Below are 25,519 nucleotides of genomic sequence, written 5' to 3' on the forward strand. Positions count from 1 at the left end.
GCGTAGTACACGCGCGGCGGCGGGGGAGGTGCGGGAACGACGATCACGCGGTTGTCGTAGCGATAGCGCCCGTCGTGCGCATGGGCCGGAAGCGCCAGCGTGCCGAACGCCAGCAGAGCGGCTGTGCCGAGAGCGAAAGCAGTCTTGTTCATGCGAGTCCTCGTGGTTGGGCGATGTCTGCATCGTGAAGGCGTTGTGTGAAGCGTTCGTAAGCCGGAAGCGAAATCTTGTATGGCTGTGTGAAGCGCCACACATCGCAAAAAAATTAACGCTTGCGTCGTGAAATCTGTTTACTTGTACATAAAATGTATTACATGAATACAGATCGAGACAACTTTCACGATTGGGCACGAGATAAGCCCGACACCGCGTTCGGCTCAATGTCGCAACCAGCGCGCCTGCGAAGAGGTCAGGATCATCAAGCCGTCCGTTGGGGGCGCTTGGTGATGGCGGTGCTTCTGGGCGCGGTGCTGGTCGCCGGCTTCAAGTGGTTCGCCGGCCTGTAGCCGTTCACACGGCTGCCGCTCAGCCTTTTTCCGGCGGTACGTCGCCGCGCTTCTGACGCTCACGGAACAGCGCAGCGCGCATAAGAAAGATGGTCATGACCGGCGCAGTGAGCGCCACGAAAAAGGCGATCAACACCGCGTGAAGAAACAGGCTATGGCCCTGCACCGAGAAATAGACGATGGTGGCCAGCGTGACGCACCAGGCACCCAGCGTCGCGCCGAGAGTCGGCGCATGAATGCGATGAAAGAAACTGGGCAAGCGCACCAATCCGAATGAGCCGATGGCTGCGAACGCGGCACCCGCAACGGCCAGGATGCCCGTCAGTATTTCAGCCCACAGTGGCAGTGGCCCGATGATCAGATCCGTCGCTTCCGTCATTCGATCACCTCCCCCCGCAGCAGAAATTTGGCCAGCGCCGTCGAGCCGACGAAGCCGAACAGCGCCACCAGCATCGCGGCTTCGAAATACACGCTGCTGGCATAGACGATGCCCAGCACCAGCATCATGAGCATGCCGTTGACGTACAGGCAATCGAGCGCCATTACACGGTCTTGCGCGGTGGGTCCGGCAAGCAGGCGGGCCACGGCACAGAGCATCGCCACCGCGAGCAGCAGCAGCGCCAGCTTCAGAGCCCAGAAGAGGATCGGCGTCATGATTCGAAGATCTCCATCAGCGGCTGTTCGTAGCGTGTCTTGATCATGGCGACGAAGGCCGCCTCGTCGACTTCATGGAAGACGTGGATGAGCAAGGTCGAGCGGTCGAAGGCGAGCTCGCCCCAGGCGGTGCCGGGGGTGAGGCACAAAATCATCGCCAGCGTGGCGAGCGCGTTGGGGTCGCGCATCTCGAGCGGCACGCGCACGAAGCCCGCCTTCAGCTCGCTGCTGCGCCGCGTCAGCAGCAGCCGGGCCACGGTGATGGCAGACACCACCAGGTCGCGCATCACGAAACCGCCCAGGCGCAGCGCCAGCAGCGGCTTGCGCACCTTCACGCGGGCCGGACGCAGGCTCTGCGTGAGCAGCGGCACGGCGATGGCGAGCAAGGCCGCGAGCACCATCGTGGCCGGATGCAGCGACTGGTTCAGCAGCAGCCAGACCACGAACAGCGCCAGCGACAGCAGCGGCGAAGGAAGCCAGCGCTTGATCATGGTGCCGGCCCTCCGGCAGGATCGGTCGGGCCGGGGCGTTGGCGCGCGCCGAACACCGCCTCGCGATAGGCCGTGGGCGAGCGCAGTCCCTGCGCGGTGGCGTCGGCATGCTGCATCACCGGCTCGGCCATCAGCGTCAGAGCGACGCAGGCGGCCAGCAGCACGGCCACCGGCAGCACCTCGAGCGCCGGCAGCGAAGGCATGGTGGCATGCGGCTGGGTCCAGAAGTGGCGGATGCCGGTTCGGCTGAGCGCGATGAGCGTGAGGAAGCCCGAGGCGATCAGCAGCGCGGTGAAGGTCCAGCCTGCCGACGTGATCATTCGTGCCTCGCCGATCAGGCCAGAAAGCATGGCGAATTTGCCGATGAAGCCCGACAGCGGCGGCAGCCCTGCCAGCAGCAGCGTGCAGCCCAGGAAGCCCAGGCCCAGAAAGGCCACGCCGGCCGGGATGGCCCGGCCGTACAGGGCCTGCGCCTCGTCGTCGAGGTTCACGTCGTCGAGATTGCGAAGGTCTTCCGCGAGGAAGGGCGCATTGCCGGCCGCCTCGTGCGGCGCGATGCTCAGGCCGGCGTTGCGCCAACGCTCGATCATGTCGATGAGAAGGAAGAAGGCACTGACCGCGAGCGTGGAGCTCAGCAGGTAGTAGAGGGCGCCGGCCCATACGGCCGGCTGCCCGAGCCCGATGGCCGCCAGCAGCGTGCCGGCTGAGACCAGCACGCTGAAGCCGGCCAGGTTGGACAACCGTTGCGTGCCCACGATGCCGAGTGCCCCGACGAAAAGCGTTGCCAGCCCGATCCCCACGAGCACGAACTGCCCGTACTGGGCCGAGGCGCCGGCATCGGGCGCGAACATCAAACTCCAAAGGCGCAGCACCGTGTAGACGCCCAGCTTGGTCAGCAGGGCGAACACCGCGCCCACGGGCGAGACGGCGGCGCTGTAGGCCGGCACCAGCCAGAAGTTGAGCGGCCAGGCCCCGGCCTTGGCAAAAAAGGCCGTGGCCAGGATGGCTGCGCCGGCATGCGCCAGGCCGCGGTCGCCGGGCGCGAGTTGCGCGATGCGGGGGCCGAGATCGGCCATGTTCAGCGTACCGGTCACGCCGTAGAGCAAGGCCGCGCCGATCAGGAACAGCGAGGAGGCGGCGAGGTTGATCGCCACGTAATGCAGCCCGGCCTGCACGCGCAGGCGGCCTGAGCCGTGCAGCAGCAGCCCGTAGGAGGCGGCGAGCATCACTTCGAAGAACACGAAAAGATTGAACAGGTCGCCGGTGAGAAAGGCGCCGTTCAAGCCCATGAGCTGCAGCTGCAGCAGCGGATGGAAGTGCACGCCCGCGCGGTCCCAGCGCGAGGTGGAGTAGATCGAGGCGCACAACGCGATCACGCCGGTCAGCGCGACCATCATGGTCGACAGGCGGTCGGCCACCAGCACGATGCCGAAGGGCGCGCGCCAGTTGCCGGGCAGGTAGACGCCGATCGAGCCCGGCCCGCCGCCGGTGTCGGCCGCATTCACCCAACGCAGCAGCGCCAGCGCCGCCAGCAACCCCAACAGGCCGGACACCACGCTCAGCGCCGACTTGGTGCGGCGCCGCTGCTCGCCCATCAGGAGCATCAACGCGGCGGTGAACATCGGCAGCAGGATGGGCACCGCCACCAAGTGCGGCATGCCGAATTCGAGCAGGCGGTCGAGCAGCGAGGCGAGCTCCTTCATTCGGACGCCTCCTTCCTTTCCTCGCCGTCGACGTGGTCGGTGCCCGACAGGCCGCGCGAAGCCAGCATCACGACCAGGAAGAGTGCAGTCATCGCGAACCCGATCACGATGGCGGTGAGCACCAGCGCCTGGGGCATGGGGTCGGCGGTGTTGGCCAGCGTGGCAGCGAAGCCCGGGATCAGCACGGGCTCGCTGTCGACCTTGACGCGGCCCATGCTGAAGATGAAGAGGTTGACCGCGTAGGAAATGAGCGTGAGGCCCATGATCACCTGGAAGGTGCGCGGACGCAGCACCAGGTAGACACCGGAGCTGGTCAGGATGCCGATGGCGATCGCGAGCACGGCTTCCATCAGGCGGCGCCTCCTGCCGGCGCATCGCTCGCAGCGCGCTCGGCGTCCTTCTCGGCTTGCTCGTCGGCCCAGCGATGGCTTCGGATCGACTGATGGGCCAGCGCGGTGAGGATCAGCATGGTCGCGCCCAGCACCAGCGCGAACACGCCGATGTCGAAGAAGAGCGCGCTGGGCACGTGCAGGTCGCCCAGTACCGGCAGATGCAGGTGCGCGGTGTGGGTGGTGAGGAAGGGATAACCGAGCGCGATGGCGCCCCCGCCGGTGCCCAGTGCGAGCAGCAGGCCGATGGCGATCCAGCGCCGCGGGTAGATGCGCAGGTGTTCCTCCACCCATTCGGCGCCCGACACGATGAACTGCAGCAGCAGCGCCACCGACATGACCAGGCCCGCGACGAAGCCACCGCCTGGCTGGTTGTGGCCGCGCATGAAGAAGTAGATGGACACCAGCACGGCCAGCGGCAGCAGAAAGCGCACCAGCACCGCGGGCACCATCAGGTAGCCGACGGCCGTGTCCTTGGCGCGGCGCGGGTTCAGCAGGTCGCTGCTGCCGTCGTCCGGCTGGGCCCGCTGCTGCGATGGCAGGGCCATGGACTCGGGCGCAGGCCGGAAGCGGCGCAGCAGCGCGTAGACCGTCAGCGCCACGATGCCCAGCACCGTGATTTCGCCGAAGGTGTCGAAGCCGCGGAAGTCGACCAGCATCACGTTGACCACGTTGGTGCCGCCGCCCTGCGGCAGCGCATGCTCGAGGAAAAAGGGCGAGATGCTCTGCGGGAAGGGCCGCGTCATCATGATCCAGGCGATCGCCGACATGCCGCAACCGGCCGCGGCCGCCACTAGCAGGTCGCGACCGCGCCGGCCCCAGGGGCGCAGGCGTGCGCGCATGGGCTGCGGCTTGGCGGTGCGCATCGGCAGCCAGCGCAGGCCCAGCAGCATCAGCACGGTGGTCACCGTCTCCACGACCAGTTGGGTGAGCGCGAGGTCGGGCGCGGAGAACCAGATGTAGGTCGTGCAGCACACCAGGCCGGCGCCGGCCGCCAGCATCAGCGAAGCAAGACGATGAAACTTGGCCTGCCAGGCCGCCGCCAGTGCGCAGGTGCAGCCGATGACCCACGTCATGGCGAACATGGGCGAGAAGGGCAGCAGCTCGCGCGTGCCGGGCTGCGCCGGCGCCAGCCACAGCGAGACAGCGGCGCCGGCCACCGCCAGCACCACCATGAGCAGCAGCTGCGTCTGCAGCCGCCGGGTGGCCAACAGGCGCCGGCTGCGGCGCCCGGCCTCGCTCAGGCGCGCGAGCAGGTTCTCGAAGATGCGCTGGCCGTCGAAGGCATGCAACAGCGGCGTGTGCTCCAGTCCACCACGCGCGCGCCGGCGCCGCTGCAGCAGGTAGAGGACCGCGCCACCGCCCAACGCGACGAAGCTCATCAGCAGCGGCAGGTTGAAGCCGTGCCACACGGCCAGGCTGTACTCGGGCAGCACGCCTCCGACCACCGGCTTGGCAGCGGCCGCCAGGAAGGCACCGACCGACCAGGCCGGGGCCACGCCCACCACCAGGCAGATCAGCACCAGCAGTTCGGCCGGCACCCGCATCCAGTGCGGCGGCTCGTGCGGCGGCTTGGGCACGTCGTTGCCGCAGGGCGGTCCGAAGAACACGTCGAACACGAAGCGCGCCGAATAGGCCACGCTGAACACGCCGGCCAGCGTGGCGATGACCGGCAGGCTCAGGTTCACCCAGGGCGTGGCCTGGATGAAGACCGTCTCGGCGAAGAACATTTCCTTCGACAGAAAGCCGTTGAGCAGCGGCACGCCCGCCATCGAGGCGCTGGCGATGATGGCCAGCGTGCCGGTGATCGGCATCATCCGCAGCAGCCCGCTGAGCTTGCGGATGTCGCGCGTGCCGCTCTCGTGGTCGATGATGCCGGCCGCCATGAACAGCGACGCCTTGAAGGTCGCGTGGTTCATGATGTGGAAGACCGCCGCCACCGCGGCCAGCGGGCTGTTGAGGCCCAGCAGCAGCGTGATGAGGCCCAGGTGCGAGATGGTGGAGTAGGCCAGCAGCGCCTTCAGGTCGCGCTGGAACATCGCGATGTAGCCACCCAGCAGCAGCGTGGCCGCACCCGCGCCGCCGACCAGCCAGAACCATGCCTCGGTGCCCGACAGCACGGGCCACAGCCGCGCCATCAGGAACACGCCCAGCTTCACCATGGTCGCCGAGTGCAGGTAGGCCGAGACCGGCGTAGGCGCCGCCATCGCGCGCGGCAGCCAGAAGTGAAACGGGAACTGCGCGCTCTTGGTAAAGGCGCCGAGCAGGATGAGCACCAGCGCCACCGGATAGAGCGCATGTGCGCGGATCTGGCTGCCCGCGGCCAGCACAACGTCGAGCTCGTAGCTGCCGACGATGCGGCCGAGCACCAGCACGCCTGCCAGCAGGCACAGCCCGCCCGCGCCCGTGACCGTGAGCGCCATGCGCGCGCCGCGCCGCGCATCACGGCGGTGGTTCCAGTAGCCGATCAGCAAGAACGAGAACAGGCTGGTCAGCTCCCAGAACAGCACCATCTGCACCAGGTTGCCAGACAGCACCACGCCCACCATCGCGCCCATGAAGGCCAGGAAGAAGGCGAAGAAGCGCGGCACCGGGTCGGAAGCCGACATGTAGTAGCGCGCATACAGCACCACCAGCGCGCCGATGCCCAGCACCAGCATGCAGAAGAGCCAAGCGAATCCGTCCATGCGAAACACCAGGTCGAGGCCCAGTGACGGGATCCAGCGGATGTGCTCGCGGATCACTTCGCCGCCCGCGATGCGGGGGAAGAACCAGGCCACCTGCACCGCGCAGCCCAGTGCGACCAGGCCTGCGAGCGTCGATTCCCGATTGCGCGCGTTCGACGGCAGCAGGGCCGCGATCACACTGGCGATGAAGGGAAGTGCGACGAGGAGGACAAGGGGCATTGCGGTCGATTCTATCGACCGACCCCCACGTCGAGCCCGTGCGGCCCCAGCGATCAGGCGGTGAAATGCTGCACGGTGCGGATGCCCAGCCACGTCAACGCCAGCGAACCGGCGACGTGCAGCGCGGCAGTCCCGAAAGCCAGTGCAATGCGGTCCATCATCAGCATCGTCACCACCTCGGCCGAAAAGCTCGAGAAGGTGGTGAGGCCCCCCAGAAAGCCGGTGATCAGCAGCAGGCGCCAGACCGGATCGAGTTGCGGCATGGCCTGGAACACGCCGACCGCGATGCCGATGAGATAGCCGCCGACCAGGTTCGAGGCCAGCGTACCCCAGGGAAAGGCGGGTGTGCTGAGCCAGAGGCCCAAGCCCCAGCGGGCGAGCGCGCCGAGCGAGGCGCCAATACAGATGGCGAGGACAGGAAGCACGGGCCCGATCTTAGACCGTCACTTCTCCACGCCCATGACCGCGTTGGGCACGACCGTCACGATGCCGGGGAAAACCGTGATGACCGCGATGCACAGCACCAGGCAGAAGAAGAACGGGATGGCCGCTCTGGCGATCACGTTGCTGTCTTTGCCCGTCATGTTCTGCAGCACGAAGAGGTTGAAGCCCACCGGCGGCGTGACCTCGGCGATCTCGACCAGCAGCACGACGAAGATGCCGAACCACACCAGATCGAAGCCGGCCTTCTGCACCATCGGCAGCACCACGGCCGCGGTCAGCACGATCATGCTGATGCCGTCGAGCGCCGTGCCCAGCACCAGGTACACCAGCACCAGCGCGCCGATCAGCGCGTAGGGCGACAGATGCATGCCGTCGACCCACTCGGCCAGTTCGCGCGGGATGCCGGTGAAGGCCATGGTCTTGGTCAGGAAGGCGGCACCGGCCAGGATGAACATGATCATGCAGCTGGTGCGCGTGGCGCCCATCAGTCCGTCCTTGAAGTTCTGCCAGGTGAGGCTGCGGCCCCAGGCCGCGATCGCCAGCGAGCCCAGCACGCCGAAAGCCGCGCATTCCGTTGCGGTGGCCCAGCCCGCGACCAGCACCCAGATGATGAAGACGATCAGCAGGCCGCAAGGGATGAGGTTGCCCGACAGCCTGATCTTTTCGCGCAGGGTCGTGGGCGGGTCCGCCGGCGGCACCTGGTCGGGATGGCGCAGGCTCCACCAGCCGATGTAGCCGGAGAACAGCAGCATCAGCAGCAGCCCCGGCAGAAAGCCGGCGAGAAAGATGCGAATGATCGATGCATCGGCCGCCACGGCGTAGACCACCATGGTGATCGAGGGCGGAATCAGGATGCCCAGCGTGCCGGCGGTGGCGAGCGAGCCGATGGCGAGCTTCTCGTTGTAGCCGCGCCGCTTGAGTTCGGGCAGCGCCACCTTGGCGATGGTCGCGCAGGTCGCGGCCGAGGAGCCCGAGACCGAGCCGAACACGCCGCAGCCCAGGATGGTGGTGTGCATCAGCCGGCCCGGCACGCGGTTGAGCCAGGGCCGCAAGCCTTCGAACATCTCTTCGCTGAGTTTGGTGCGGAACAGGATCTCGCCCATCCAGATGAAGAGCGGCAGCGCCGCCAGCTCCCAGCTGGCGTTGCTTTCCCAGAATGCGGAGAACAGGTTCTTGCCCGGCAGCGTGTTGGTGAAAAAGGCCTGGCCCACCCAGCCGACGATGGCCAGCGTCATCGCGATCCAGACGCCGCCGGCCAGCAGCACGAGCATGATGGCGAGCAGAAGTGCGCCCATGAGAAGGGTGTCGAGCACGAGAGACCTCTGTTGTTCTCTGTTGTTTCAGACGTCGGACGAAAAGTCGCCGGCCGCGTGTCGCTCTTCGACCGCGCGCTGGTAGCTAGGCTTTTCGCCGCGCACCACGCCGACCAGCTCGTCGATCATCGCGATGAGCAGCAGCCAGCAGCCGATGACGAAGGTCGATTGCGGAATCCAGATCGGAATCACCAGCAGCCCGGTCGCCATTTCGGCGAACTCGTAGCTCTCCCACGTGAAGCTGGTGGCCCAGTAGGTCAGGTAGGCCACCGCCACCGCGGCGATCAGCAGGCAGGTGACGTCGAGCGCGCGGCGCACCTTGGGAGGCACCGCTTCGAGCAACAACGTCACGCGCACGAAGTCGCCATGCCGGAACGCATGGGCCATGGCGAAGAAGGAGGCCGCGGCGCAAAGCCAGGCCACCGCATCGTTCAAGCCGCTCACGTGCCAGTTCATCTGCCGGCCGACGCCGGCGACGATCATCAGCACGAAGATCAGGAAGACGCAGAAGGCGCCGAGTGCGCCGGCGCCGTCGTAGAGTCGATTCAGCCAGCGCCGCATGGGCCCGGCCTACTTTTTCTTGTACGTGTCGACGATGGACTGCCCGTCGGCGCCTGCGGCCTTCAGCCAATCGGCCTGCATGATGCCGCCGACCTGTCGCATGTCGGTGTCGAGCTTGGCCGAAGGCTGATGGATCTTCATGCCGCGTTCTGCCAGCAGGCGCTTGTATTCGTCGTTCTTCTCCTGCGCGACCTTCCATCCACGTGCCTCGGCATCCGACGCCGCCTTGGTGACGGCCGCCTTGCTCGCGGGGTCGAGCGCGTCGAAGGCCTTGACGTTGACCAGCACCGCGTTCTTCGGAATCCAGGCGCGCGTGTCGTAGAAGTTCTTGATGTGCTCGTAGGTCTTCGTGTCGAAGCCGGTCGAGCCCGAGCTCATGTAGCTTTCGATGACGCCGGTGGCCATGGCGGCGCTCAGTTCGGCCTGCTGGATCTGTACCGGCTGCGCCCCGATCAGCTCGGCGATCTTGGCCGTGGCCGGGCTGTAGGCACGCCACTTGATGCCGCGCAGGTCGGCCACCGAGCCGATTTCCTTCTTCACGTAGATGCCCTGGGGCGCCCAGGGCACCATGAACAGCACCTTGATACCCTGCGCGGCGAGCAGCTTTTCCATCGCGGGCTTGGACGATTCGTAGAGCTTCTTCGCCTCGGGGTAGGTGGTGGCGAGGAACGGCACGCCGTCGAGCGCGTAGATCGGGTTCTCGTTGGCGAAGTTGGCCAGGAGGATCTCGCCCGCCTGCGCCTGACCGCTTTGCACGGCGCGCTTGATCTCGGGCGCCTTGAAGAGCGATGCGTTCGCGTGCACGTTGATCTTGAGCTTGCCGCCCGTGGCTGCGTCCACGTCCTTCGCGAACTGCGTGATGTTCTCGGTGTGGTAGTTGGTGGCTGGGTAGGCGGTAGGCAGGTCCCACTTGGCCTGTGCGAAAGCCGCTGCGCCGAGGGTGAGGCCGGCGAGGGCGATGCCGATCTTGTGATTCATGGGCTCTCCAGAACGTACGATGAAAAAGGGCGTTGGGGAGCATACGTGCAAATATCGGGCCATCGCGTGAGGCTTTCCCCTGAGCGCGGTTGGCGGCCCGTCCAACAAAAAGCCGCCCCGTGGGGCGGCTTCGGTGGCAGGCGGCATCAGGGCCGCGGTGTGCCGGTCATTGCCTGGTGTCGGTCTTCTTGGGCTCGACCTTGTCCTTCTTCGGCTCGCCCTTGGCGACCTTGGCCGGCGCCCCGCCGAAGCTCTGGCCGTTGACGGTCAGGCCTTCGGCCGACAGCTTGGCGGCCTTGCTCTCCTTCACGCCCTTGACGCGCTCCATGAGGTCGGGCCAGTCTTTGAAGTTGCCGTTCTTGCGCGCATCGAGGATGCGCTTGGACAGCGACGGGCCCACGCCCTTGATCGCATCGAGTTCTGCATCGCTTGCCTTGTTGGCATCGATTGCGGCCCAGGAGGAGGCGGCCGCGAGCAGCATGGCCGAGACGGCCAGGATCTTCTTCAACATCATTGATGTTCCCTGTGTGGTTGTCGTTGGACCGGGGCGCATTGCACGCTCCGGCGCCGGCGGAATGCCGACGGCGTGATTTCAACCAGAAGGTCGCGGATCGAGTTGATCTTGCGACTATTTACGGGATTTCAAAGCTCTTCGACGCGCCGCGGCGGGTAGCTGTCCCAGGCCTGGCAACCGGGGCAGTGCCAGAAATGCTGGTGTGCTTCGAAGCCGCAGGCGGCGCAACGATAACGCATGAGCGGCCGGGTGGCCTGGTCGAGCGCCCGCTGCACAGGCTGGCGGAATTGCTCGTGCGCGAACTGCTCGCCGGCCAGCCAGCGAGAGGCGGCGACCAGCGAAGGCTGATGCTTCAAATGCGCGATGTAGCCGTCGCGCGGCTCCGGCTCGCCGGCGGCCTCCGTCACTGCTTCTTCCGGCACCATCGGCGTGCCACCCAGCGCCATGATCGCCTCGAGCACGTCGATGGAGGGCGACTCGGCGTAGCGTCGCTGCAGGGTCAGCAGCGCTTCGCCGCCACGCTGCGAGGCGGCCGCAGCTTGCTGCAGCATCGCAGCGTAGAGCGGCAGCGCCAGCGGGGCGCTGTCGCACAGCGCGGCGAGCGTCTCGTAGGCGCCGGCGGAGTCGCCATTGCGCAGCTGCAAGGCCGCCGTGTCGATTGGCGGACGCGGCGCCTGCGGCGCCAGCGTGCGGGCCTGCGCGAGCAAGTCGGCCGCGCCCTGGACGTTGCCGGCCGCGACCTGCTCGGCCGCCTGCTCGCACAGATGATGGGCGCGGCGCACGCTGTAGCTGGCCTGCTCGGCCTCGTCGAGTTTCTGGGCCACCGCGGCGGCCTGGGCCCATTCGCGCGATCGCTCGTAGATGGCGAGCAAGGCAAGGCGCGCCTCGTTCTCGTAGCGCGTGCCTTCGAGCTTCTGCAACGCGGCTTCGGCGCGGTCGAGCAGGCCGGCACGCAGGAAGTCCTGGGCCAGCGCATGCTGTGCGCGGTCGCGATCGGCCCGGCTCAGGTCGCCGCGGCCGAGCAGATGCTCGTGCACGCGCACGGCCCGCTGGTATTCGCCGCGGCGGCGGAACAGGTTGCCGAGCGCGAAATGCAGCTCTTGCGTATCGGGGTCGTTCTGCACGGCCTCGATGAAGGCATCGATGGCCTGGTCCTGCTGCTCGTTGAGCAGGAAGTTGAGGCCGCGGAAGTAGGCCTTGGGTGCCTGGCGGTTTTCGATGCGCAACTGGCGCAGGTCGAAGCGCGAGGCGAGCCAGCCGAGGACGAAGGCCAGCGGCAGGCCGAGCAGCAGCCAGCTGAAATCAAAGTCCATGTTGGCGCACGGCAGGAAGGTCGGCCGCGGCCGGTACGGTGATGGGTGCCGTGCCCGTGTTGGCGACAGGCGGCACGTGGGCCGGCAGCTGGGCTGCGGCGCTGCGGTGCTTCCACCAGCCCGGCAGCATGCCGAGCGCGCCGGTGACCAGCCCGCCCGCGAAGGCCGCAAGCACCACCAGCACCAGCGGCGCGCGCCAGGAGGTGCCGAAGAAAAAGTAGACGGTGGCGTCTTGCTGGTTGTTCAGCGCGAAAGCGAAGAGGGTAAAAAAAATGGCTGCCTTGAGCAGCCACAGGAGATATTTCATGCGCGTCCCCGTTGGCGGGGGAATTCTATGCTTCAGCCTTCGCGCTGACGCCGGCGGCTGTCGAGCTCCGCCGTTCGCGCATCGACCGCTTCGCGCAGGGCCTTGCCCGGCTTGAAGTGCGGCACGCGCTTCTCGGGAATCTGCACGCTTTCGCCCGAACGCGGATTGCGTCCGATGCGAGGCGGGCGGCGATTCACCGTGAAGCTGCCGAAGCCACGGATCTCGATGCGATGCCCGCGCACCAGGGCGTCGCCCATCGCATCGAGAATGGTCTTGACGGCCGACTCTGCATCGCGGTGCGTGAGCTGCGCGAAGCGGGCCGCGAGTTCTTCGACAAGGTCCGAACGAGTCATCCGAAGGCCACGGGGCCGGCGATGCCGACCCCGTGTTCACTCCTTATTTGTCGTTGGAGCTGTTGTCCAGCTTGGCACGCAGCAGCGCACCCAGGCTGGTCGTGCCGGCGTTCTCGCGCGACGACTGCTGGCTCAGGTTGGCCATCGCGCCTTGCTCGTCGGCCATGTCCTTCTGCTTGATCGACAGCTGGATGTTGCGGGTCTTGCGATCCACGTTGACCACCACGGCCGTGACTTCGTCGCCTTCCTTGAGCACGTTGCGGGCATCTTCCACGCGGTCGCGGGAGATTTCGCTGGCACGCAGGTAGCCGATGATGTCGTTGCCGAGGTCGATCTCGGCGCCGCGCGGGTCGACGGTCTTGACCTTGCCGGTCACGACCTGGCCCTTGTCGTTCACCGTGGTGAAGGTGGTGAACGGATCGCTGTCGAGCTGCTTGATGCCCAGGCTGATGCGCTCGCGGTCCACGTCGACGGCCAGCACGATCGCTTCGACTTCCTGGCCCTTCTTGTAGTTGCGCACGGCGGTTTCACCGGGCTCGTTCCACGAGAGGTCCGACAGGTGCACCAGGCCGTCGATGCCGGCAGCCAGGCCCACGAACACGCCGAAGTCGGTGATCGACTTGATCGGGCCCTTGACGCGGTCGCCGCGCTTGGTGTTCTGCGCGAATTCCTGCCACGGGTTGGCCTTGCATTGCTTCATGCCCAGGCTGATGCGGCGCTTGTCTTCGTCGATCTCGAGGACCATGACTTCGACTTCGTCGCCCAGCGAGACGATCTTGCTGGGGGCGATGTTCTTGTTGGTCCAGTCCATTTCGGACACGTGCACCAGGCCTTCGATGCCGGGCTCGAGTTCGACGAACGCGCCGTAGTCGGCGATGTTCGTGACCTTGCCGAACAGACGCGTGCCTTGCGGGTAGCGGCGCGAAACGCCCATCCACGGGTCGTCGCCCATCTGCTTAAGGCCCAGCGAGACGCGGTTCTTCTCGGTGTCGAACTTGAGGATCTTGGCCGTGATTTCCTGGCCGGCCTGCACCACCTCGCTCGGGTGGCGCACGCGGCGCCAGGCCATGTCGGTGATGTGCAGCAGGCCGTCGATGCCGCCGAGGTCGACGAAAGCGCCGTACTCGGTGATGTTCTTGACCACACCGCGGACGATGGCGCCTTCCTTCAACGTTTCCATCAGCTTGGCGCGCTCTTCGCCCATGCTGGCTTCGACCACGGCACGGCGCGACAGCACGACGTTGTTGCGCTTGCGATCGAGCTTGATGACCTTGAATTCGAGGGTCTTGTTCTCGAACGGGGTCAGGTCCTTGATCGGACGGGTGTCGATCAGCGAGCCCGGCAGGAAGGCGCGGATGCCGTTGACCAGCACGGTCAGGCCACCCTTGACCTTGCCGCTGGTGGTGCCGGTGACGAAGTCGCCGGATTCGAGCGCCTTTTCGAGCGCCAGCCACGAGGCCAGGCGCTTGGCGGTGTCGCGCGAGAGAATGGTGTCGCCGTAGCCGTTCTCGACGCTGCCGATGGCCACGGAGACGAAATCGCCGGCCTGGACTTCGAGTTCACCCTTGTCGTTCTTGAATTCCTCGATCGGCACGTAGGCCTCGGACTTGAGGCCGGCATTCACCACGACGTGGTTGTGCTCGACGCGCACGACTTCGGCGGTGATGACCTCGCCGCTGCGCATTTCGGAACGCTTCAGGGACTCTTCGAACAGATCGGCAAAAGATTCAGACATGTGTCAGTTCCTTCCGTCACTCAGGGTTGACAACCGCCAATGCAAGATCGCGGGCGGCTGAGAGGTCTGGAGACGGCGGTTGGTTGTGGGCGTTGGAGCCCGGTTGGTTGAACAACCAGCAGGCCGATGCGCTGTCGCGCGGAGGGAACCTGCTGGATCGAAAACGCCCTTCAGGATGACCCGAAGGGCTGTACTTCCTGCCACCAGGCCAGCACCTGTTCGACCGATTGCTCGACCGAAAGCGAGGAGTTGTCCAGGAGACGGGCATCAGGCGCCGGCTTCAGCGGGGCGACAGCGCGGGAGGAGTCCCGCTTGTCGCGCGCTTCCAGGTCGGCGCGAAGACCGGCGAGTGTAGTCGAAATACCCTTTGAAATCAATTGCTTATATCGCCTCTCGGCGCGCTGCGCGGCGCTGGCCGTCAGGTAGACCTTGAGCGTGGCGTCGGGAAAGACCACCGTGCCCATGTCGCGCCCGTCGGCCACCAGGCCCGGCAGGCGGCGAAAGCTCTTCTGCAGGGTCAGCAGGGCTTCGCGCACGGCCGGCAGGGCCGAGACGCGGGAGGCGTCCATGCCGGCCGATTCGGTGCGGATGGCGTCTGTCACGTCCTCGCCGGCCAGCAGCACCTTGCCATCGCTGAAACGCAGCGGCAGGGTGCGGGCGAGTTCGGCGATGCGGGCTTCATGGGCTTCGTCGGCCTCGAAGCCTCGGCGGCGCATGGCCAGCCCGGTCACGCGGTAGAGGGAACCCGAATCGAGGTAGTGATAGCCGAGCGGAAAGGCGGTGGCCACGGCCAGTGTCCCCTTGCCCGAAGCGGTGGGGCCGTCGATGCAGATCACCGGGACCTCGGCCGGCTCGGCGACCGAGAACAAGGTTTCGAAGTAATCCGGGAAGGTCTTGGCGACACAGTGCGGATCGAGGATGCGCACCGGCACGCCGGCCGGATTGAAAGCCGCCAGCGAAAAGCACATGGCCACGCGGTGGTCGTCGTAGGTGCGGATGGCGGCGGCGCGCCAGCCTGCTGCGTCGAGCGGGTGCACGCGGATGAAGTCGGGGCCGTCCTCCACCGTGGCGCCCAGCTTGCGCAGTTCCTGCGCCATGGCTTCGATGCGGTCGGTTTCCTTGACGCGCCAGCTCGCGATGTTGCGCAGCAGGCAAGGGCCGTCGGCGTACAGCGCCATCACCGCCAGGGTCATCGCCGCATCGGGGATGTGGTTGGCGTCGAGGTCGATGGCCCGCAGCGGCCAGGCACCGCGCGACACGGCCAGCCAATTGGGCCCACTCTCGATCGTCGCGCCCATCTGCCGCGCCGCGTCGACGAAGCGGATGTCGCCCTGGATCGAGTCGGCGCCGACCCCTTCGATGCGGATGCCCTCACCGCGGGCGATCGCGCCAAGGGCGATGAAATAGCTGGCCGAAGACGCATCGGCCTCGACGTGGATGTGCCCTGGCGAGCGGTAGCGGCTGCCCGCCGGGATGACGAAGCGCTCCCAGCCCTCGCGTCGCACCGCGATGCCGAAGCGTGCGAGCAGGTTGAGGGTGATCTCGATGTACGGCTTGGAAATCAGCTCGCCGACCACCTCGATCGTGATGTCGCGACCCGCCGCGGCGAGCGGCAGCGCAAGAAGAAGCGCTGTGAGGAACTGGCTCGAAACGTCGCCGCGCACGCGGATCGGCGCGTCGAGCTGAAGCGCGTCGAGCGCAACCGGATGGATGGCCAGCGGCGGGTAGCCGGGATTGCCGAGGTAGTCGATGCGGCAGCCCAACTGCACCAGGGCATCGACCAGGTCGCCGATCGGCCGCTCGTGCATGCGCGGCACGCCCGACAGTTCGAATTCGCCACCCAGCAGCGCCAGTGCCGCGGTCAACGGCCGCATCGCCGTGCCGGCATTGCCGAGAAAGAGCTTGGCTTGGGCGGTCCGCAGCCGGCCGTCCAGGCCCTCGATGCGGAGCAAGCCGCCGTCCCGTTCGATGCCGCAGCCGAGCGCGGCCAGGGCGTCGAGCATGACCCGGGTGTCGTCCGAATCGAGCAGGTCGTGCACGGTGGTCGTGCCGCCGGCCAGCGCCGCCAGCAACAGCACCCGATTGGAGATGCTCTTGGAACCCGGCAGTAGCACCGTGCCTGAGGCGGCCGCGAGTGGCGGGAGGTCGAGAAAAGGAATGGAGAACATCGTCAGTCGGGCGAAGCGGTGGTGCCTCGCTGCCATTGGCTGCGAGCGGTGCTTGCCGCTGCGATGGCGTCTTCGAGGGCCTGCGCATCACCCGTGCTCATCATGGCTTCGAGTTGCGTGAGGGCGGTGCGGAAAGCCTGCGATTGCTGCAGCACCTGTTCGCGGTTGGCCAGCAGTACGTCGCGCCACATCGCCGGGTCGCCAGCGGCGATGCGCGTGAAGTCGCGAAAGCCGGGCCCGGCCAATTCCAGGAAACGCTGGCCTTCCGGATCGGCCGTGATGGCGTTGGTGAAGGCGAAGGCCAGCAAATGGGGCAGATGGCTGACGGCGGCGAAGGCGCGGTCATGGGCCTCGGGCGTCATGCTCACCACCTTGGCGCCGATACCGGTCCAGAGTTGCGTGGCGCGCTGCACATTGGAGCGCCGCGTGGCCTTGACCGGCGTCAGGACGACCTGGCGGCCCGCATAGAGCGCTGCGTCGGCATGCTCGACGCCTGCGACTTCCTTGCCGGCGATCGGGTGCGCGGGGACGAAGCTGTTGAACTGGTCTTGCAGGCCGCGCCGGGCGGCCTCGATCACGTCGCCCTTGGTCGAGCCGACGTCCATCACCAGCATCTGGTCAGTGATGCCGTGGCGGATCGCCTTGAACGTGGCTTCCGAAGCGCCTACGGGCACGGCAATCAGCACCAGGTCGGCGCCCGACACCGCGAGCAGGGCGGACGGCGCGGCCACGTCGATCACGCCCAGCTGCCGTGCTCGCTCGGTGGTCGACGGCGACTTGCTGTAGCCGACCACGCGCTTGACCAGCTTGGCGCGTTTCAATGCCAAGGCAAACGAGCCGCCCATCAGGCCGCATCCCACCAAGCCCAACTGTTCGAACATGGTGGCGGCCTCAGGCGGTGACGGGGTAGGCGCCGATGACCTTGTAGAACGCGCAGAGCTTGCGCAGTTCGCTGAGCGCGGCAGCCACGTTGGGCTGCGACGGATGGCCGTCGAGGTCGATGTAGAAGTAGTACTCCCACTGGCCGGTGCGCGCGGGGCGGGATTCGAAGCGCGTCATCGACACGTCGTTCTGCTTCAGCGGCATCAGCAGGTCGTGTAACGCGCCCGGACGGTTGGGCACCGACACCACGAGGCTGGTGCAGTCTCTTCCCGAGGCCGGCGGCATGGCCAGGGTCTGCGGCAGGCAGATGACGGCGAAGCGCGTGCGGTTGTACGAATCGTCCTGGATCGCGTGCGACACGATGTGCAGCCCGAAGCGGGTGGCGGCGCGTTCGCTCGCCAGGCTGGCCCAGGCCGGGTTGGTGGCGGACAGCCGGGCGCCTTCTGCGTTGCTGGACACCGCACGCCGCTCCGCATGGGGCAGGTGCTTGGACAGCCAGGTCTGGCATTGGGCCAACGCCTGCGGATGTGCCAGCACCGCCTCGATGCCCTCGAGCGAATTGCTGGTGCGCAGCAGATGGTGCCGCACCAGCAGGCTGACTTCGCCGACCACGTGCGTCGGGGAGTGCAGGAACAGGTCGAGCGAGCGGGTGACCACGCCCTCGGTGGTGTTCTCGACACCGACCACGCCGTACTGGGCACTGCCGGCCGCCGTGGCATGGAAGACTTCGTCGAAGCTGGCGCAGTAGATCAGGTCGGCTGCGCCGCCGAAGTACTCGATGGCGGCTTGTTCGGTGAAGGTGCCCTCGGGGCCGAGCACGGCCACGCGTTGCGGCGATTCGAGCGCCAGGCAGGCCGACATGATCTCGCGCCAGATGGCCGCCACGTGCAGCGACTTGAGCGGACCGTTGTTGCTGCGCTGCATCTTCTCGATGACCTGCGCTACGCGGTCAGGTCGGAAGAAGGGCGTGCCCTCGCGCTTCTTGATCTCGCCCACCAGCTCCGCCACGTGGGCGCGGCGATTGAGCAGGTCGAGCAGCTGCTGGTCGAGCGAATCGATCTGCACGCGCAGATCGGCGAGGCTTTGATTCGGGTCGGATGCGGGGGGCTGGGCAGAGGAGGGTGCGGTCATCGGTCGGATCGCATGCGTCTACGCATGCGACCGCTCGAATTCTCGCATGTAGTCCACCAGTGCCTGTACGCCCTCGAGGGGCATCGCGTTGTAGATGCTGGCCCGCATTCCGCCGACCGACTTGTGGCCCTTGAGCTGCAGCAGGCCGCGGTCGCGCGCCCCCGACAGAAAGTCATCGTTGCGGGTTTCGTCGACGAGGAAGAAAGGCACGTTCATGCGCGAACGGCAATCGGGCGAAACCTTGTTCTCGTAGAAAGGCGAGGCGTCGATGAAGTCGTAGAGCAGGCGCGCCTTCGCCTGGTTGCGCTGCTCCATCGCAGCGACGCCGGTCAACGCGCCTTCGCTCTGCTGCAGCAGCCACTGGAAGGTCAGGCCGGCGACGTAGATCGCCCAGGTTGGCGGCGTGTTGTACATGGACTGGTTGTCGGCCACCGTCCGGTAATTGAAGGCGCTCGGGCAGATATCGAGCGCGTGTCCGAGCAGGTCGTCGCGCACGATGACCAGCGTCAGGCCTGCCGGGCCGAGGTTCTTCTGCGCGCCGCCAAAGGCCAGGCCCACGCGTCGCCAGTCGACCGAACGCGATGCCACGTGAGACGAGAAATCGATGACCAGAGGCGCTTGGCTGCCGAGCGCGGCGAGGTCGGGCAGCGTCTGGAACTCGACGCCGTGGATCGTCTCGTTGGAGCAGATGTGCACGTAGGACGCGTCGGCCGAGAGCTCCCAGGTGGAGGGATCGGGCATCCGCGTGTGCTTGCTGTCGGCATTGGACGCGATCACCTTCGCCTGGCAATAGCGCTGCGCCTCCTTGTGCGACTTCACGCTCCAGCTGCCCGTGACGACGAAGTCGACTTGGCCGCCGCGGGAGAGGTTCATCGGCACGATGGCGTTTTCGCCCAGGCCGCCGCCTTGCATGAAGAGGACGTGGAAGTCCTCAGGCACCGCCAGCAGCTGACGCAGGTCGGCTTCCGCTTGTGCGCAGATCGCGCCGAACTCCTTGCCGCGATGGCTCATCTCCATCACGCCCATGCCGCTGCCCTGCCAGTCGAGCATCTCGGCAGCGGCGCGCTGCAGCACCGCCTCCGGCATCGCGGCCGGGCCGGCGGAGAAGTTGTACGGGCGTCGACCCGCGCCCGTGCTCACTTCTTGGCGGGCGCCTTGGGCGCGGACTTGGCCGGCGGCGCAGAGCCCTCGGTCGGGGCGCCGAGCGCCTTGGCGACGTTGGTGTCGAGCGTGCGCATCTTGGGCTCGATGCTGGAGCGGGTTTCGGCGACCAGCTTTTCGGTCAGCGCGGTCTGCATCTTCGGGTTGAGTTCCTGGTACTTCTTGCTCAGTGGCGAGTTGATCCAGGCCAGCAGCTGACGGAGTTCGTCCTCGCTGAAGTTGTCGCGCAGGATCGGGCCCAGGGCGTCGGGCGCCAGCGCCACGGCCTTGTCGCGCACCAGCGGGTAGGCATCGTCGAAGTACTTCTTGAGCTCTGCATCGGCTGCCTTGGCCGCGGCCTCGCGCTTCTCGGCCGGCACCTGGGTCTGCAGATACTGCGAGCCTGCCTGCGCGATGGGTGCGCTGGACTGCTCGACCAGGCCACGCGCGAGGGCTTCGATGCCAGGGCGCTGCAGATCGAGGAATTGCTTGACCATCGCCGCCTTGTCCTGGGCCATGGCCATCGAACTGCCGGCCACCGCCGCCGCGATGAGCGCGAACTTGAGTTTTTTCACTGAGGGTTCTCCGTTGAAGATGTTGAGGATGCGTCGTCGGCGCCGTTTTCGCCGTCCGCATTGGCATCGTTCTCGACGATGCGCTGCAGACCGCTGAGTTTGGCGCCCTCGTCGAGCCCGATCAGGGTGACGCCTTGTGTTGCGCGGCCGAGTTCGCGGATCTCCGCGACGCGGGTGCGCACCAGCACGCCCTTGTCGGTGATCAGCATGATCTCGTCGTCGGCGTGCACCAGGGTGGCGGCCACGACCTTGCCGTTGCGCTCGCTCTGTTGGATTGCAATCATGCCTTTGGTTCCCCTGCCATGACGCGTGTACTCGGTAATGCTTGTGCGTTTTCCGTAACCGTTTTCGGTGGCTGTCAGCACGCTCTGCTGTTCATCTTCAGCCACCAGCATGGCGATCACGCCCTGGCCGTCCTCCAGCATCATGCCGCGCACGCCGCGGGCATTGCGGCCCATGGGGCGCACGTCGTTCTCGTCGAAACGAACGGCCTTGCCGCCATCGGAGAACAGCATCACGTCGTGCGCGCCGTCGGTCAGCGCGGCGCCGATCAGGTAGTCACCGGGGTCGAGGTCGACGGCGATGATGCCTGCCTTGCGCGGGTTGCTGAACTCGTCGAGCGCGGTCTTCTTGACCGTGCCCATCGACGTCGCCATGAACACATACTGATTGGCCGGGAAGGTGCGCTTCTCGCCGGTGAGCGGCAGCACGACGTTGATCTTCTCGCCTTCCTGCAGGGGGAACATGTTGACGATGGGTCGCCCGCGCGAGCCGCGCGAGCCTGCCGGCACCTCCCACACCTTGAGCCAATAGAGGCGGCCCCGGTTCGAGAAGCACAGGATGTAGTCGTGCGTATTCGCGATGAAGAGCTGGTCGATCCAGTCGTCTTCCTTGGTCGCGGTGGCCTGCTTGCCGCGCCCGCCGCGCTTTTGCGCACGGTATTCGCCCAGCGGCTGACTCTTGATGTAGCCGGAATGCGAAAGCGTCACCACCATGTCGGTGGGCGTGATCAGGTCTTCGGTGGACAGGTCGAAAGCGCTGTGCTCGACTTGGCTGCGCCGAACGCCCAGTTTGGTCTGACCAAATTCCTGCTTCAACGTGGTGAGCTCGTCGCCGATGATGGTCGAGACACGCTCGGGCTTGGCGAGGATGTCGAGCAGGTCGTCGATCTCGGACATCACCTCTTTGTACTCGGCGACGATCTTGTCCTGCTCCAGGCCCGTCAGGCGCTGCAGGCGCATCTGCAGGATTTCCTGGGCCTGCGTTTCCGAGAGGCGATACAGGCCATCGGCGCTGAGGCCGAACTCGCGTTCCAGTCCGTCGGGACGGTAGTCGTCGGCATTGACGACCCCGCCGTCGGCGCGCGTGCGCGTGAGCATTTCGCGCACCAGTTTGCTGTCCCAGCGCTGCTGCATCAGCTCTGCCTTTGCGACCGGAGGCGTCGGTGCGTTGCGGATGATGGCGATGAAGTCGTCGATGTTGGCCAGGGCGACCGCCAAGCCTTCCAGCACGTGGCCGCGCTCGCGCGCCTTGCGCAAGTTGAACACCGTGCGCCGCGTGACCACTTCGCGGCGATGCTGCAGGAAGACCTCCACCAGGTCTTTCAAGTTGCACAGCTTGGGCTGGCCGTCCACCAGCGCCACCATGTTGATGCCGAAGGTGTCCTGCAGCTGGGTCTGCTTGTAGAGGTTGTTCAGCACGACCTCGGGCACTTCGCCGCGCTTGAGTTCGACCACCAGGCGCATGCCCGACTTGTCGGACTCGTCCTGGATGTGGCTGATGCCCTCGATCTTTTTCTCATGGACCAGTTCGGCCATCCGCTCCTGCAGCGTCTTCTTGTTGACCTGGTAGGGGAGCTCGTCGACGATGATCGCTTGGCGCTGGCCGCGGTCGATGTCTTCGAAATGGCACTTGGCACGCATCACCACCTTGCCTCGGCCGGTGCGATAGCCGTCCTTGATGCCGTTGATGCCGTAGATGATCCCGGCGGTGGGGAAGTCGGGGGCCGGGATGATCTCCATGAGATCGTCGATGCCGGCGTCGGGATGGCGCAGCAGGTGCAGGCAGGCGTCGACCACCTCATTCAAGTTATGCGGCGGGATATTGGTCGCCATGCCGACGGCAATACCGCCCGATCCATTTACAAGCAAATTCGGAAGCTTGCTCGGCAATACGAGCGGCTCTTTCTCGCTGCCGTCGTAATTCGGGCCGAAATCGACTGTTTCTTTGTCGATATCGGCCAGCATTTCATGTGCAATCTTGGCCAGCCGAATTTCGGTGTAACGCATCGCCGCTGCGTTGTCGCCGTCCACCGATCCGAAATTGCCTTGCCCGTCCACCAGCATGTGGCGCATCGAAAAGTCCTGCGCGAGCCGGACGATGGTGTCGTACACGGACTGGTCGCCGTGCGGGTGGTATTTGCCGATGACGTCCCCCACGATACGCGCCGATTTCTTGTACGGCCGGTTCCAGTCGTTGTTGAGCTCGTGCATCGCATACAACACCCGCCGGTGCACCGGCTTCAGACCGTCTCTGGCGTCGGGGAGGGCGCGTCCGACGATCACGCTCATGGCGTAATCGAGGTAGCTGCGGCGCATTTCCTCTTCGAGGCTGATGGGCAGGGTTTCTTTGGCGAACGAGGTCATGGGTGGCGTGCTGACGGCGGCAAACCGGAAATTTTACGCCGTCGACGGTGTCGTGCCGCCGCAACAGAAGCCCGGGATTCCGCCTCCGTCCTACGCTTCCAGGGCGGCTCACGGGCGGTTTGCCAACTATCCCATGGCACAATCGCCTCAACGTTTTGGGTGGTGGTCACTTAAAGCGTCCTTGATTCGCAGCGCGGCTGCGGCTTTTTCCCCAAGAGGAGAACCATGAAGAAACTGAATAAAGTGGCGATGATGTTTGCAGTCGCTGCGCTCGCCACTGCCGCCGGCGCGCAGACCCGTGTCACCGCCGCGAACGGTGGGCCCGTGATCGACAACTGGCAAAACGGCACGAGCGAATTGGTCTGGAAGAACGGCACGAACGAACTGTGCTGGCGCGATGCGAATTGGACGCCCGCAACCGCGGCCGCCGGCTGCGACGGCGCACTGGTTCCGCCCCCGCCGCCTGTTGCCTCCGCTCCGGCGCCTGCCCCTGTCGCCCCGCCCGCACCGCCGGCCGTGGCTGCTTCGAAGGTCACCTTCGCTGCCGATGCGTTCTTCGACTTCGACAAGTCCGTGCTCAAGCCGGAAGGCCGCGCCAAGCTGGACGACCTGGTCTCGAAGATCCGCGACGTGAACCTCGAAGTCATCATCGCAGTGGGTCACACCGACTCGATCGGTACCGATGCCTACAACCAGCGCTTGTCGGTTCGCCGCGCTGAAGCCGTCAAGGCCTATCTGGTCTCGAAGGGCATCGAACGCAATCGCGTCTACACCGAAGGCAAGGGCGAGAAGCAGCCTGTGGCTGACAACCGCACCAAGGAAGGCCGCGCCAAGAACCGCCGCGTGGAAATCGAAGTGGTCGGTACCCGCGCCAATCGTTGATTCTCGCGAATCAGCAAGACAACCCCGCCTCGGCGGGGTTTTTTTATGCCCCGTTGATTACTGATTCGAGGCAGATGACAAAGAGCAATTCCCGCCGTTTCATAATCCGCACATGACCGATACCGTGAATGCCGATCCGGCCGAGCTCGCCAAATTCTCAGAGCTGGCTCATCGATGGTGGGACTTGGAAAGCGAATTCCGTCCATTGCATGAAATCAACCCATTGCGACTCGAATGGATCGATGGCATCGCACCGGTCGCGGGTCGAAAGGTGCTCGATGTGGGCTGCGGCGGCGGCATCCTTGCCGATGCGATGGCGCGCCGCGATGCGGACGTTCTTGGCATCGACCTGGCCGACAAGGCACTCAAGGTCGCGCAGTTGCATGCGCTCGAGGCCGCGACGCGGGGCGTGAAGTACCGTCACGTCAGCGTCGAGGATCTGGCTGCCGAGCAGCCCGAGAGCTTCGACGTCGTGACCTGCATGGAAATGCTGGAGCACGTGCCGCAGCCGGCGTCGGTCGTGGCGTCGTGCGCGCGCCTTGTCAAGCCTGGCGGCTGGGTCTTCTTCTCGACCATTCACCGCAACCTCAAGTCCTTCATGCTCGCCATCGTCGGTGCGGAGTACGTGCTCGGCATGCTGCCGCGCGGCACGCACGAATACCAGAAATTGATTCGGCCCAGCGAACTCGCAGCGCATTGCCGCGCAGCGGGGCTCGAACTGCGCCATACCCGTGGACTGCAGCACAACCCCGTCACACGGCGCTACTGGCTTAGCGACGACACCAGCGTCAACTACATGTTCGCCACGTACAAGCCCATGGTGTCTGCGCCATGAGCGCAGGCGCCGCCATTCAAGCCGTGCTGTTCGACCTGGACGGAACGTTGATCGACAGCGCGCCCGATCTGGGAGCCGCCGCAGACCAGATGCGCGTCGACCGAGGCCTTGCATCCCTGCCTCTCGAGCGCTACCGACCGATGGCTGGTTCCGGCGCACGCGGCATGCTGGGCGTCGCCTTCGGCATCTCGCCCGACGCGCCGGACTTTCCGCCCCTGCGTGAAGAGTTCTTCGTCAACTATGAGGCGCGGATGCTGCGCACCCGGGTCTTCGACGGCGTGGCCGAACTCGTCGCTGCGCTCCAGGCGCGTGGCCTGAGCTGGGGTGTCGTCACCAACAAGTCGGTTCGCTTCACCGCACCCCTGACGCGTGCCATGCCCTTGTTCCAAACGGCGCGTGCGATCGTCAGCGGTGACACGACGCCTTATTCCAAGCCGCACCCGGAACCTCTCTTCGAGGCCGCGCGGCAACTGGGCGTGGTGCCTCAGCATTGCATCTACGTTGGGGACGACGAGCGCGACATGATGGCTGGCCGCGCTGCGGGCATGCGCACGGTCGCTGCCGCCTATGGCTACATGGGCGCAGACGCGGACGTGACGCTGTGGGAGGCCGATGCCGCCATCAAATCCCCCATGGAACTCTTGCAGTTGCTGGAACAGGCCTAAAATGCGCCTCCTGGGGCTGCATTGGTTTCGACGTGGGTTCGGAATCGCAGCGGTGCATGTCGAGCTGAATGTGCTCGTAAAACTGATTCAAACAAACTAACTGCAAACGACGAACGTTTCGCACTCGCCGCTTAATTGCCGGTGAGCTTTGCAACAGCAGGCCGATGGGCTGGGCAAGGGGGCGCTAGAGCAATCTGACGCCTCCCGGCTGCAAAGATAATCCACATCGGCTGGCCTCGATCCGGGTACCTTGGGTCGGGGTGAGAACCAAGGGTGCTGGCGGCCGGTGGAGCGTGCGACTGCGCGACAACGGTGGCGAGACTTAAATCAGATCGCTAAACATGTAGATCTGCGCGACGAAGGCTTGCGGACGGGGGTTCAAATCCCCCCAGCTCCACCATTCAACCGAAGCGTCGCCTTGCCGTTCTC

At 65.9% G+C, this 25,519-nt stretch carries 24 protein-coding genes and 1 other RNA gene; 4 read left to right on the forward strand and 21 right to left on the reverse strand.

Annotation, left to right across the window (positions count from 1 at the left end):
- Positions 1-525: 525 nt before the first annotated feature.
- From mnhG to gyrA, 21 genes are all read right to left on the reverse strand, one after another.
- Positions 526-885, reverse strand: coding sequence for a monovalent cation/H(+) antiporter subunit G (gene mnhG, locus B0W80_RS24510; RefSeq protein WP_077001772.1), 360 nt, complete (start codon positions 883-885; stop codon positions 526-528).
- Complete coding sequence (locus tag B0W80_RS24515; protein ID WP_077001773.1) at positions 882-1,160, reverse strand: K+/H+ antiporter subunit F; 279 nt, start codon at positions 1,158-1,160, stop codon at positions 882-884. The genes mnhG and B0W80_RS24515 overlap by 4 nt, the downstream gene beginning before the upstream one ends.
- A complete protein-coding gene (locus B0W80_RS24520) occupies positions 1,157-1,648 on the reverse strand; it encodes a Na+/H+ antiporter subunit E (RefSeq protein WP_083745607.1) in 492 nt (163 codons plus the stop codon). Before B0W80_RS24520 ends, B0W80_RS24515 begins: the two co-directional genes overlap by 4 nt.
- Positions 1,648-3,354 (reverse strand): monovalent cation/H+ antiporter subunit D, encoded by a 1,707-nt coding sequence (locus B0W80_RS24525; protein WP_077001775.1) that lies wholly within the window; start codon positions 3,352-3,354, stop codon positions 1,648-1,650. Before B0W80_RS24525 ends, B0W80_RS24520 begins: the two co-directional genes overlap by 1 nt.
- Positions 3,351-3,704 carry a Na+/H+ antiporter subunit C gene (locus tag B0W80_RS24530; protein ID WP_077001776.1) on the reverse strand — a complete coding sequence of 118 codons (354 nt, stop codon included), beginning with the start codon at positions 3,702-3,704 and terminating at the stop codon, positions 3,351-3,353. Before B0W80_RS24530 ends, B0W80_RS24525 begins: the two co-directional genes overlap by 4 nt.
- The gene (locus tag B0W80_RS24535) at positions 3,704-6,649 is read right to left on the reverse strand and encodes a monovalent cation/H+ antiporter subunit A (RefSeq protein WP_077001777.1); all 2,946 of its coding nucleotides are present in this window, start codon (positions 6,647-6,649) and stop codon (positions 3,704-3,706) included. Before B0W80_RS24535 ends, B0W80_RS24530 begins: the two co-directional genes overlap by 1 nt.
- A gap of 53 nt (positions 6,650-6,702) precedes the next feature.
- Complete coding sequence (crcB, locus tag B0W80_RS24540) at positions 6,703-7,074, reverse strand: fluoride efflux transporter CrcB (RefSeq protein ID WP_077001778.1); 372 nt, start codon at positions 7,072-7,074, stop codon at positions 6,703-6,705.
- An 18-nt stretch (positions 7,075-7,092) separates the two neighbouring features.
- A complete protein-coding gene (locus B0W80_RS24545; protein ID WP_077001779.1) occupies positions 7,093-8,388 on the reverse strand; it encodes a TRAP transporter large permease in 1,296 nt (431 codons plus the stop codon).
- Between the two features lie 45 nt (positions 8,389-8,433).
- Positions 8,434-8,967 (reverse strand): TRAP transporter small permease, encoded by a 534-nt coding sequence (locus B0W80_RS24550; RefSeq protein WP_077001780.1) that lies wholly within the window; start codon positions 8,965-8,967, stop codon positions 8,434-8,436.
- Between the two features lie 9 nt (positions 8,968-8,976).
- Complete coding sequence (locus tag B0W80_RS24555) at positions 8,977-9,945, reverse strand: TRAP transporter substrate-binding protein (RefSeq protein ID WP_077001781.1); 969 nt, start codon at positions 9,943-9,945, stop codon at positions 8,977-8,979.
- 166 nt (positions 9,946-10,111) lie between these two features.
- Entirely contained in the window at positions 10,112-10,459 is a 348-nt protein-coding gene (locus B0W80_RS24560) for a helix-hairpin-helix domain-containing protein (protein ID WP_306171872.1), read from the reverse strand.
- A gap of 128 nt (positions 10,460-10,587) precedes the next feature.
- Entirely contained in the window at positions 10,588-11,772 is a 1,185-nt protein-coding gene (gene lapB, locus B0W80_RS24565; RefSeq protein WP_077001782.1) for a lipopolysaccharide assembly protein LapB, read from the reverse strand.
- Positions 11,762-12,079 (reverse strand): lipopolysaccharide assembly LapA domain-containing protein, encoded by a 318-nt coding sequence (locus B0W80_RS24570; RefSeq protein WP_077001783.1) that lies wholly within the window; start codon positions 12,077-12,079, stop codon positions 11,762-11,764. The genes lapB and B0W80_RS24570 overlap by 11 nt, the downstream gene beginning before the upstream one ends.
- Before the next feature lie 32 nt (positions 12,080-12,111).
- Positions 12,112-12,432, reverse strand: coding sequence for an integration host factor subunit beta (locus B0W80_RS24575; protein WP_077001784.1), 321 nt, complete (start codon positions 12,430-12,432; stop codon positions 12,112-12,114).
- A 43-nt stretch (positions 12,433-12,475) separates the two neighbouring features.
- The gene (gene rpsA / locus B0W80_RS24580; RefSeq protein ID WP_077001785.1) at positions 12,476-14,167 is read right to left on the reverse strand and encodes a 30S ribosomal protein S1; all 1,692 of its coding nucleotides are present in this window, start codon (positions 14,165-14,167) and stop codon (positions 12,476-12,478) included.
- Between the two features lie 170 nt (positions 14,168-14,337).
- Positions 14,338-16,335 (reverse strand): bifunctional 3-phosphoshikimate 1-carboxyvinyltransferase/cytidylate kinase, encoded by a 1,998-nt coding sequence (locus B0W80_RS24585; protein WP_077001786.1) that lies wholly within the window; start codon positions 16,333-16,335, stop codon positions 14,338-14,340.
- A gap of 2 nt (positions 16,336-16,337) precedes the next feature.
- Positions 16,338-17,216 carry a prephenate dehydrogenase gene (locus B0W80_RS24590; protein WP_077001787.1) on the reverse strand — a complete coding sequence of 293 codons (879 nt, stop codon included), beginning with the start codon at positions 17,214-17,216 and terminating at the stop codon, positions 16,338-16,340.
- A 10-nt stretch (positions 17,217-17,226) separates the two neighbouring features.
- A complete protein-coding gene (gene pheA / locus B0W80_RS24595) occupies positions 17,227-18,348 on the reverse strand; it encodes a prephenate dehydratase (protein ID WP_077001788.1) in 1,122 nt (373 codons plus the stop codon).
- Positions 18,349-18,366: 18 nt separating this feature from the next.
- Positions 18,367-19,434 (reverse strand): 3-phosphoserine/phosphohydroxythreonine transaminase, encoded by a 1,068-nt coding sequence (serC, locus tag B0W80_RS24600; RefSeq protein ID WP_083745608.1) that lies wholly within the window; start codon positions 19,432-19,434, stop codon positions 18,367-18,369.
- 50 nt (positions 19,435-19,484) lie between these two features.
- The gene (locus B0W80_RS24605) at positions 19,485-20,063 is read right to left on the reverse strand and encodes a DUF2059 domain-containing protein (protein ID WP_077001790.1); all 579 of its coding nucleotides are present in this window, start codon (positions 20,061-20,063) and stop codon (positions 19,485-19,487) included.
- Entirely contained in the window at positions 20,060-22,708 is a 2,649-nt protein-coding gene (gene gyrA, locus B0W80_RS24610) for a DNA gyrase subunit A (protein ID WP_077001791.1), read from the reverse strand. The genes B0W80_RS24605 and gyrA overlap by 4 nt, the downstream gene beginning before the upstream one ends.
- A 225-nt stretch (positions 22,709-22,933) precedes the next feature.
- On the opposite strand from gyrA, the gene ompA reads away from it, so the two are divergent.
- The 4 genes from ompA (at position 22,934) to ssrA (ending at position 25,490) form a co-directional block, all read left to right on the forward strand.
- Complete coding sequence (gene ompA, locus B0W80_RS24615) at positions 22,934-23,590, forward strand: outer membrane protein OmpA (protein WP_077001792.1); 657 nt, start codon at positions 22,934-22,936, stop codon at positions 23,588-23,590.
- Positions 23,591-23,702: 112 nt separating this feature from the next.
- Entirely contained in the window at positions 23,703-24,425 is a 723-nt protein-coding gene (gene ubiG / locus B0W80_RS24620) for a bifunctional 2-polyprenyl-6-hydroxyphenol methylase/3-demethylubiquinol 3-O-methyltransferase UbiG (RefSeq protein WP_077001793.1), read from the forward strand.
- Positions 24,422-25,090 carry an HAD-IA family hydrolase gene (locus tag B0W80_RS24625; protein ID WP_077001794.1) on the forward strand — a complete coding sequence of 223 codons (669 nt, stop codon included), beginning with the start codon at positions 24,422-24,424 and terminating at the stop codon, positions 25,088-25,090. Before ubiG ends, B0W80_RS24625 begins: the two co-directional genes overlap by 4 nt.
- A 12-nt stretch (positions 25,091-25,102) precedes the next feature.
- Positions 25,103-25,490, forward strand: a transfer-messenger RNA (tmRNA) gene (ssrA, locus tag B0W80_RS24630).
- The last annotated feature ends 29 nt before the right edge of the window (positions 25,491-25,519 follow it).

This window comes from Variovorax sp. KK3, assembly GCF_001984055.1.
Lineage (GTDB): Bacteria > Pseudomonadota > Gammaproteobacteria > Burkholderiales > Burkholderiaceae_C > Variovorax.

Coding starts and splice junctions, on each gene's coding strand:
- ubiG (WP_077001793.1), top strand. CDS start 23,703: ATGACCGATACCGTGAATGCCGATCCGGCCGAGCTCGCCAAATTCTCA.
- B0W80_RS24575 (WP_077001784.1), bottom strand. CDS start 12,432: ATGACTCGTTCGGACCTTGTCGAAGAACTCGCGGCCCGCTTCGCGCAG.
- lapB (WP_077001782.1), bottom strand. CDS start 11,772: ATGGACTTTGATTTCAGCTGGCTGCTGCTCGGCCTGCCGCTGGCCTTC.
- gyrA (WP_077001791.1), bottom strand. CDS start 22,708: ATGACCTCGTTCGCCAAAGAAACCCTGCCCATCAGCCTCGAAGAGGAA.
- B0W80_RS24555 (WP_077001781.1), bottom strand. CDS start 9,945: ATGAATCACAAGATCGGCATCGCCCTCGCCGGCCTCACCCTCGGCGCA.
- B0W80_RS24560 (WP_306171872.1), bottom strand. CDS start 10,459: ATGATGTTGAAGAAGATCCTGGCCGTCTCGGCCATGCTGCTCGCGGCC.
- mnhG (WP_077001772.1), bottom strand. CDS start 885: ATGACGGAAGCGACGGATCTGATCATCGGGCCACTGCCACTGTGGGCT.
- B0W80_RS24545 (WP_077001779.1), bottom strand. CDS start 8,388: ATGGGCGCACTTCTGCTCGCCATCATGCTCGTGCTGCTGGCCGGCGGC.
- B0W80_RS24570 (WP_077001783.1), bottom strand. CDS start 12,079: ATGAAATATCTCCTGTGGCTGCTCAAGGCAGCCATTTTTTTTACCCTC.
- B0W80_RS24585 (WP_077001786.1), bottom strand. CDS start 16,335: ATGTTCTCCATTCCTTTTCTCGACCTCCCGCCACTCGCGGCCGCCTCA.
- serC (WP_083745608.1), bottom strand. CDS start 19,434: ATGCCGGAGGCGGTGCTGCAGCGCGCCGCTGCCGAGATGCTCGACTGG.
- ompA (WP_077001792.1), top strand. CDS start 22,934: ATGAAGAAACTGAATAAAGTGGCGATGATGTTTGCAGTCGCTGCGCTC.
- pheA (WP_077001788.1), bottom strand. CDS start 18,348: ATGACCGCACCCTCCTCTGCCCAGCCCCCCGCATCCGACCCGAATCAA.
- B0W80_RS24625 (WP_077001794.1), top strand. CDS start 24,422: ATGAGCGCAGGCGCCGCCATTCAAGCCGTGCTGTTCGACCTGGACGGA.
- B0W80_RS24550 (WP_077001780.1), bottom strand. CDS start 8,967: ATGCGGCGCTGGCTGAATCGACTCTACGACGGCGCCGGCGCACTCGGC.
- B0W80_RS24535 (WP_077001777.1), bottom strand. CDS start 6,649: ATGCCCCTTGTCCTCCTCGTCGCACTTCCCTTCATCGCCAGTGTGATC.
- B0W80_RS24530 (WP_077001776.1), bottom strand. CDS start 3,704: ATGGAAGCCGTGCTCGCGATCGCCATCGGCATCCTGACCAGCTCCGGT.
- B0W80_RS24525 (WP_077001775.1), bottom strand. CDS start 3,354: ATGAAGGAGCTCGCCTCGCTGCTCGACCGCCTGCTCGAATTCGGCATG.
- rpsA (WP_077001785.1), bottom strand. CDS start 14,167: ATGTCTGAATCTTTTGCCGATCTGTTCGAAGAGTCCCTGAAGCGTTCC.
- B0W80_RS24590 (WP_077001787.1), bottom strand. CDS start 17,216: ATGTTCGAACAGTTGGGCTTGGTGGGATGCGGCCTGATGGGCGGCTCG.
- B0W80_RS24515 (WP_077001773.1), bottom strand. CDS start 1,160: ATGACGCCGATCCTCTTCTGGGCTCTGAAGCTGGCGCTGCTGCTGCTC.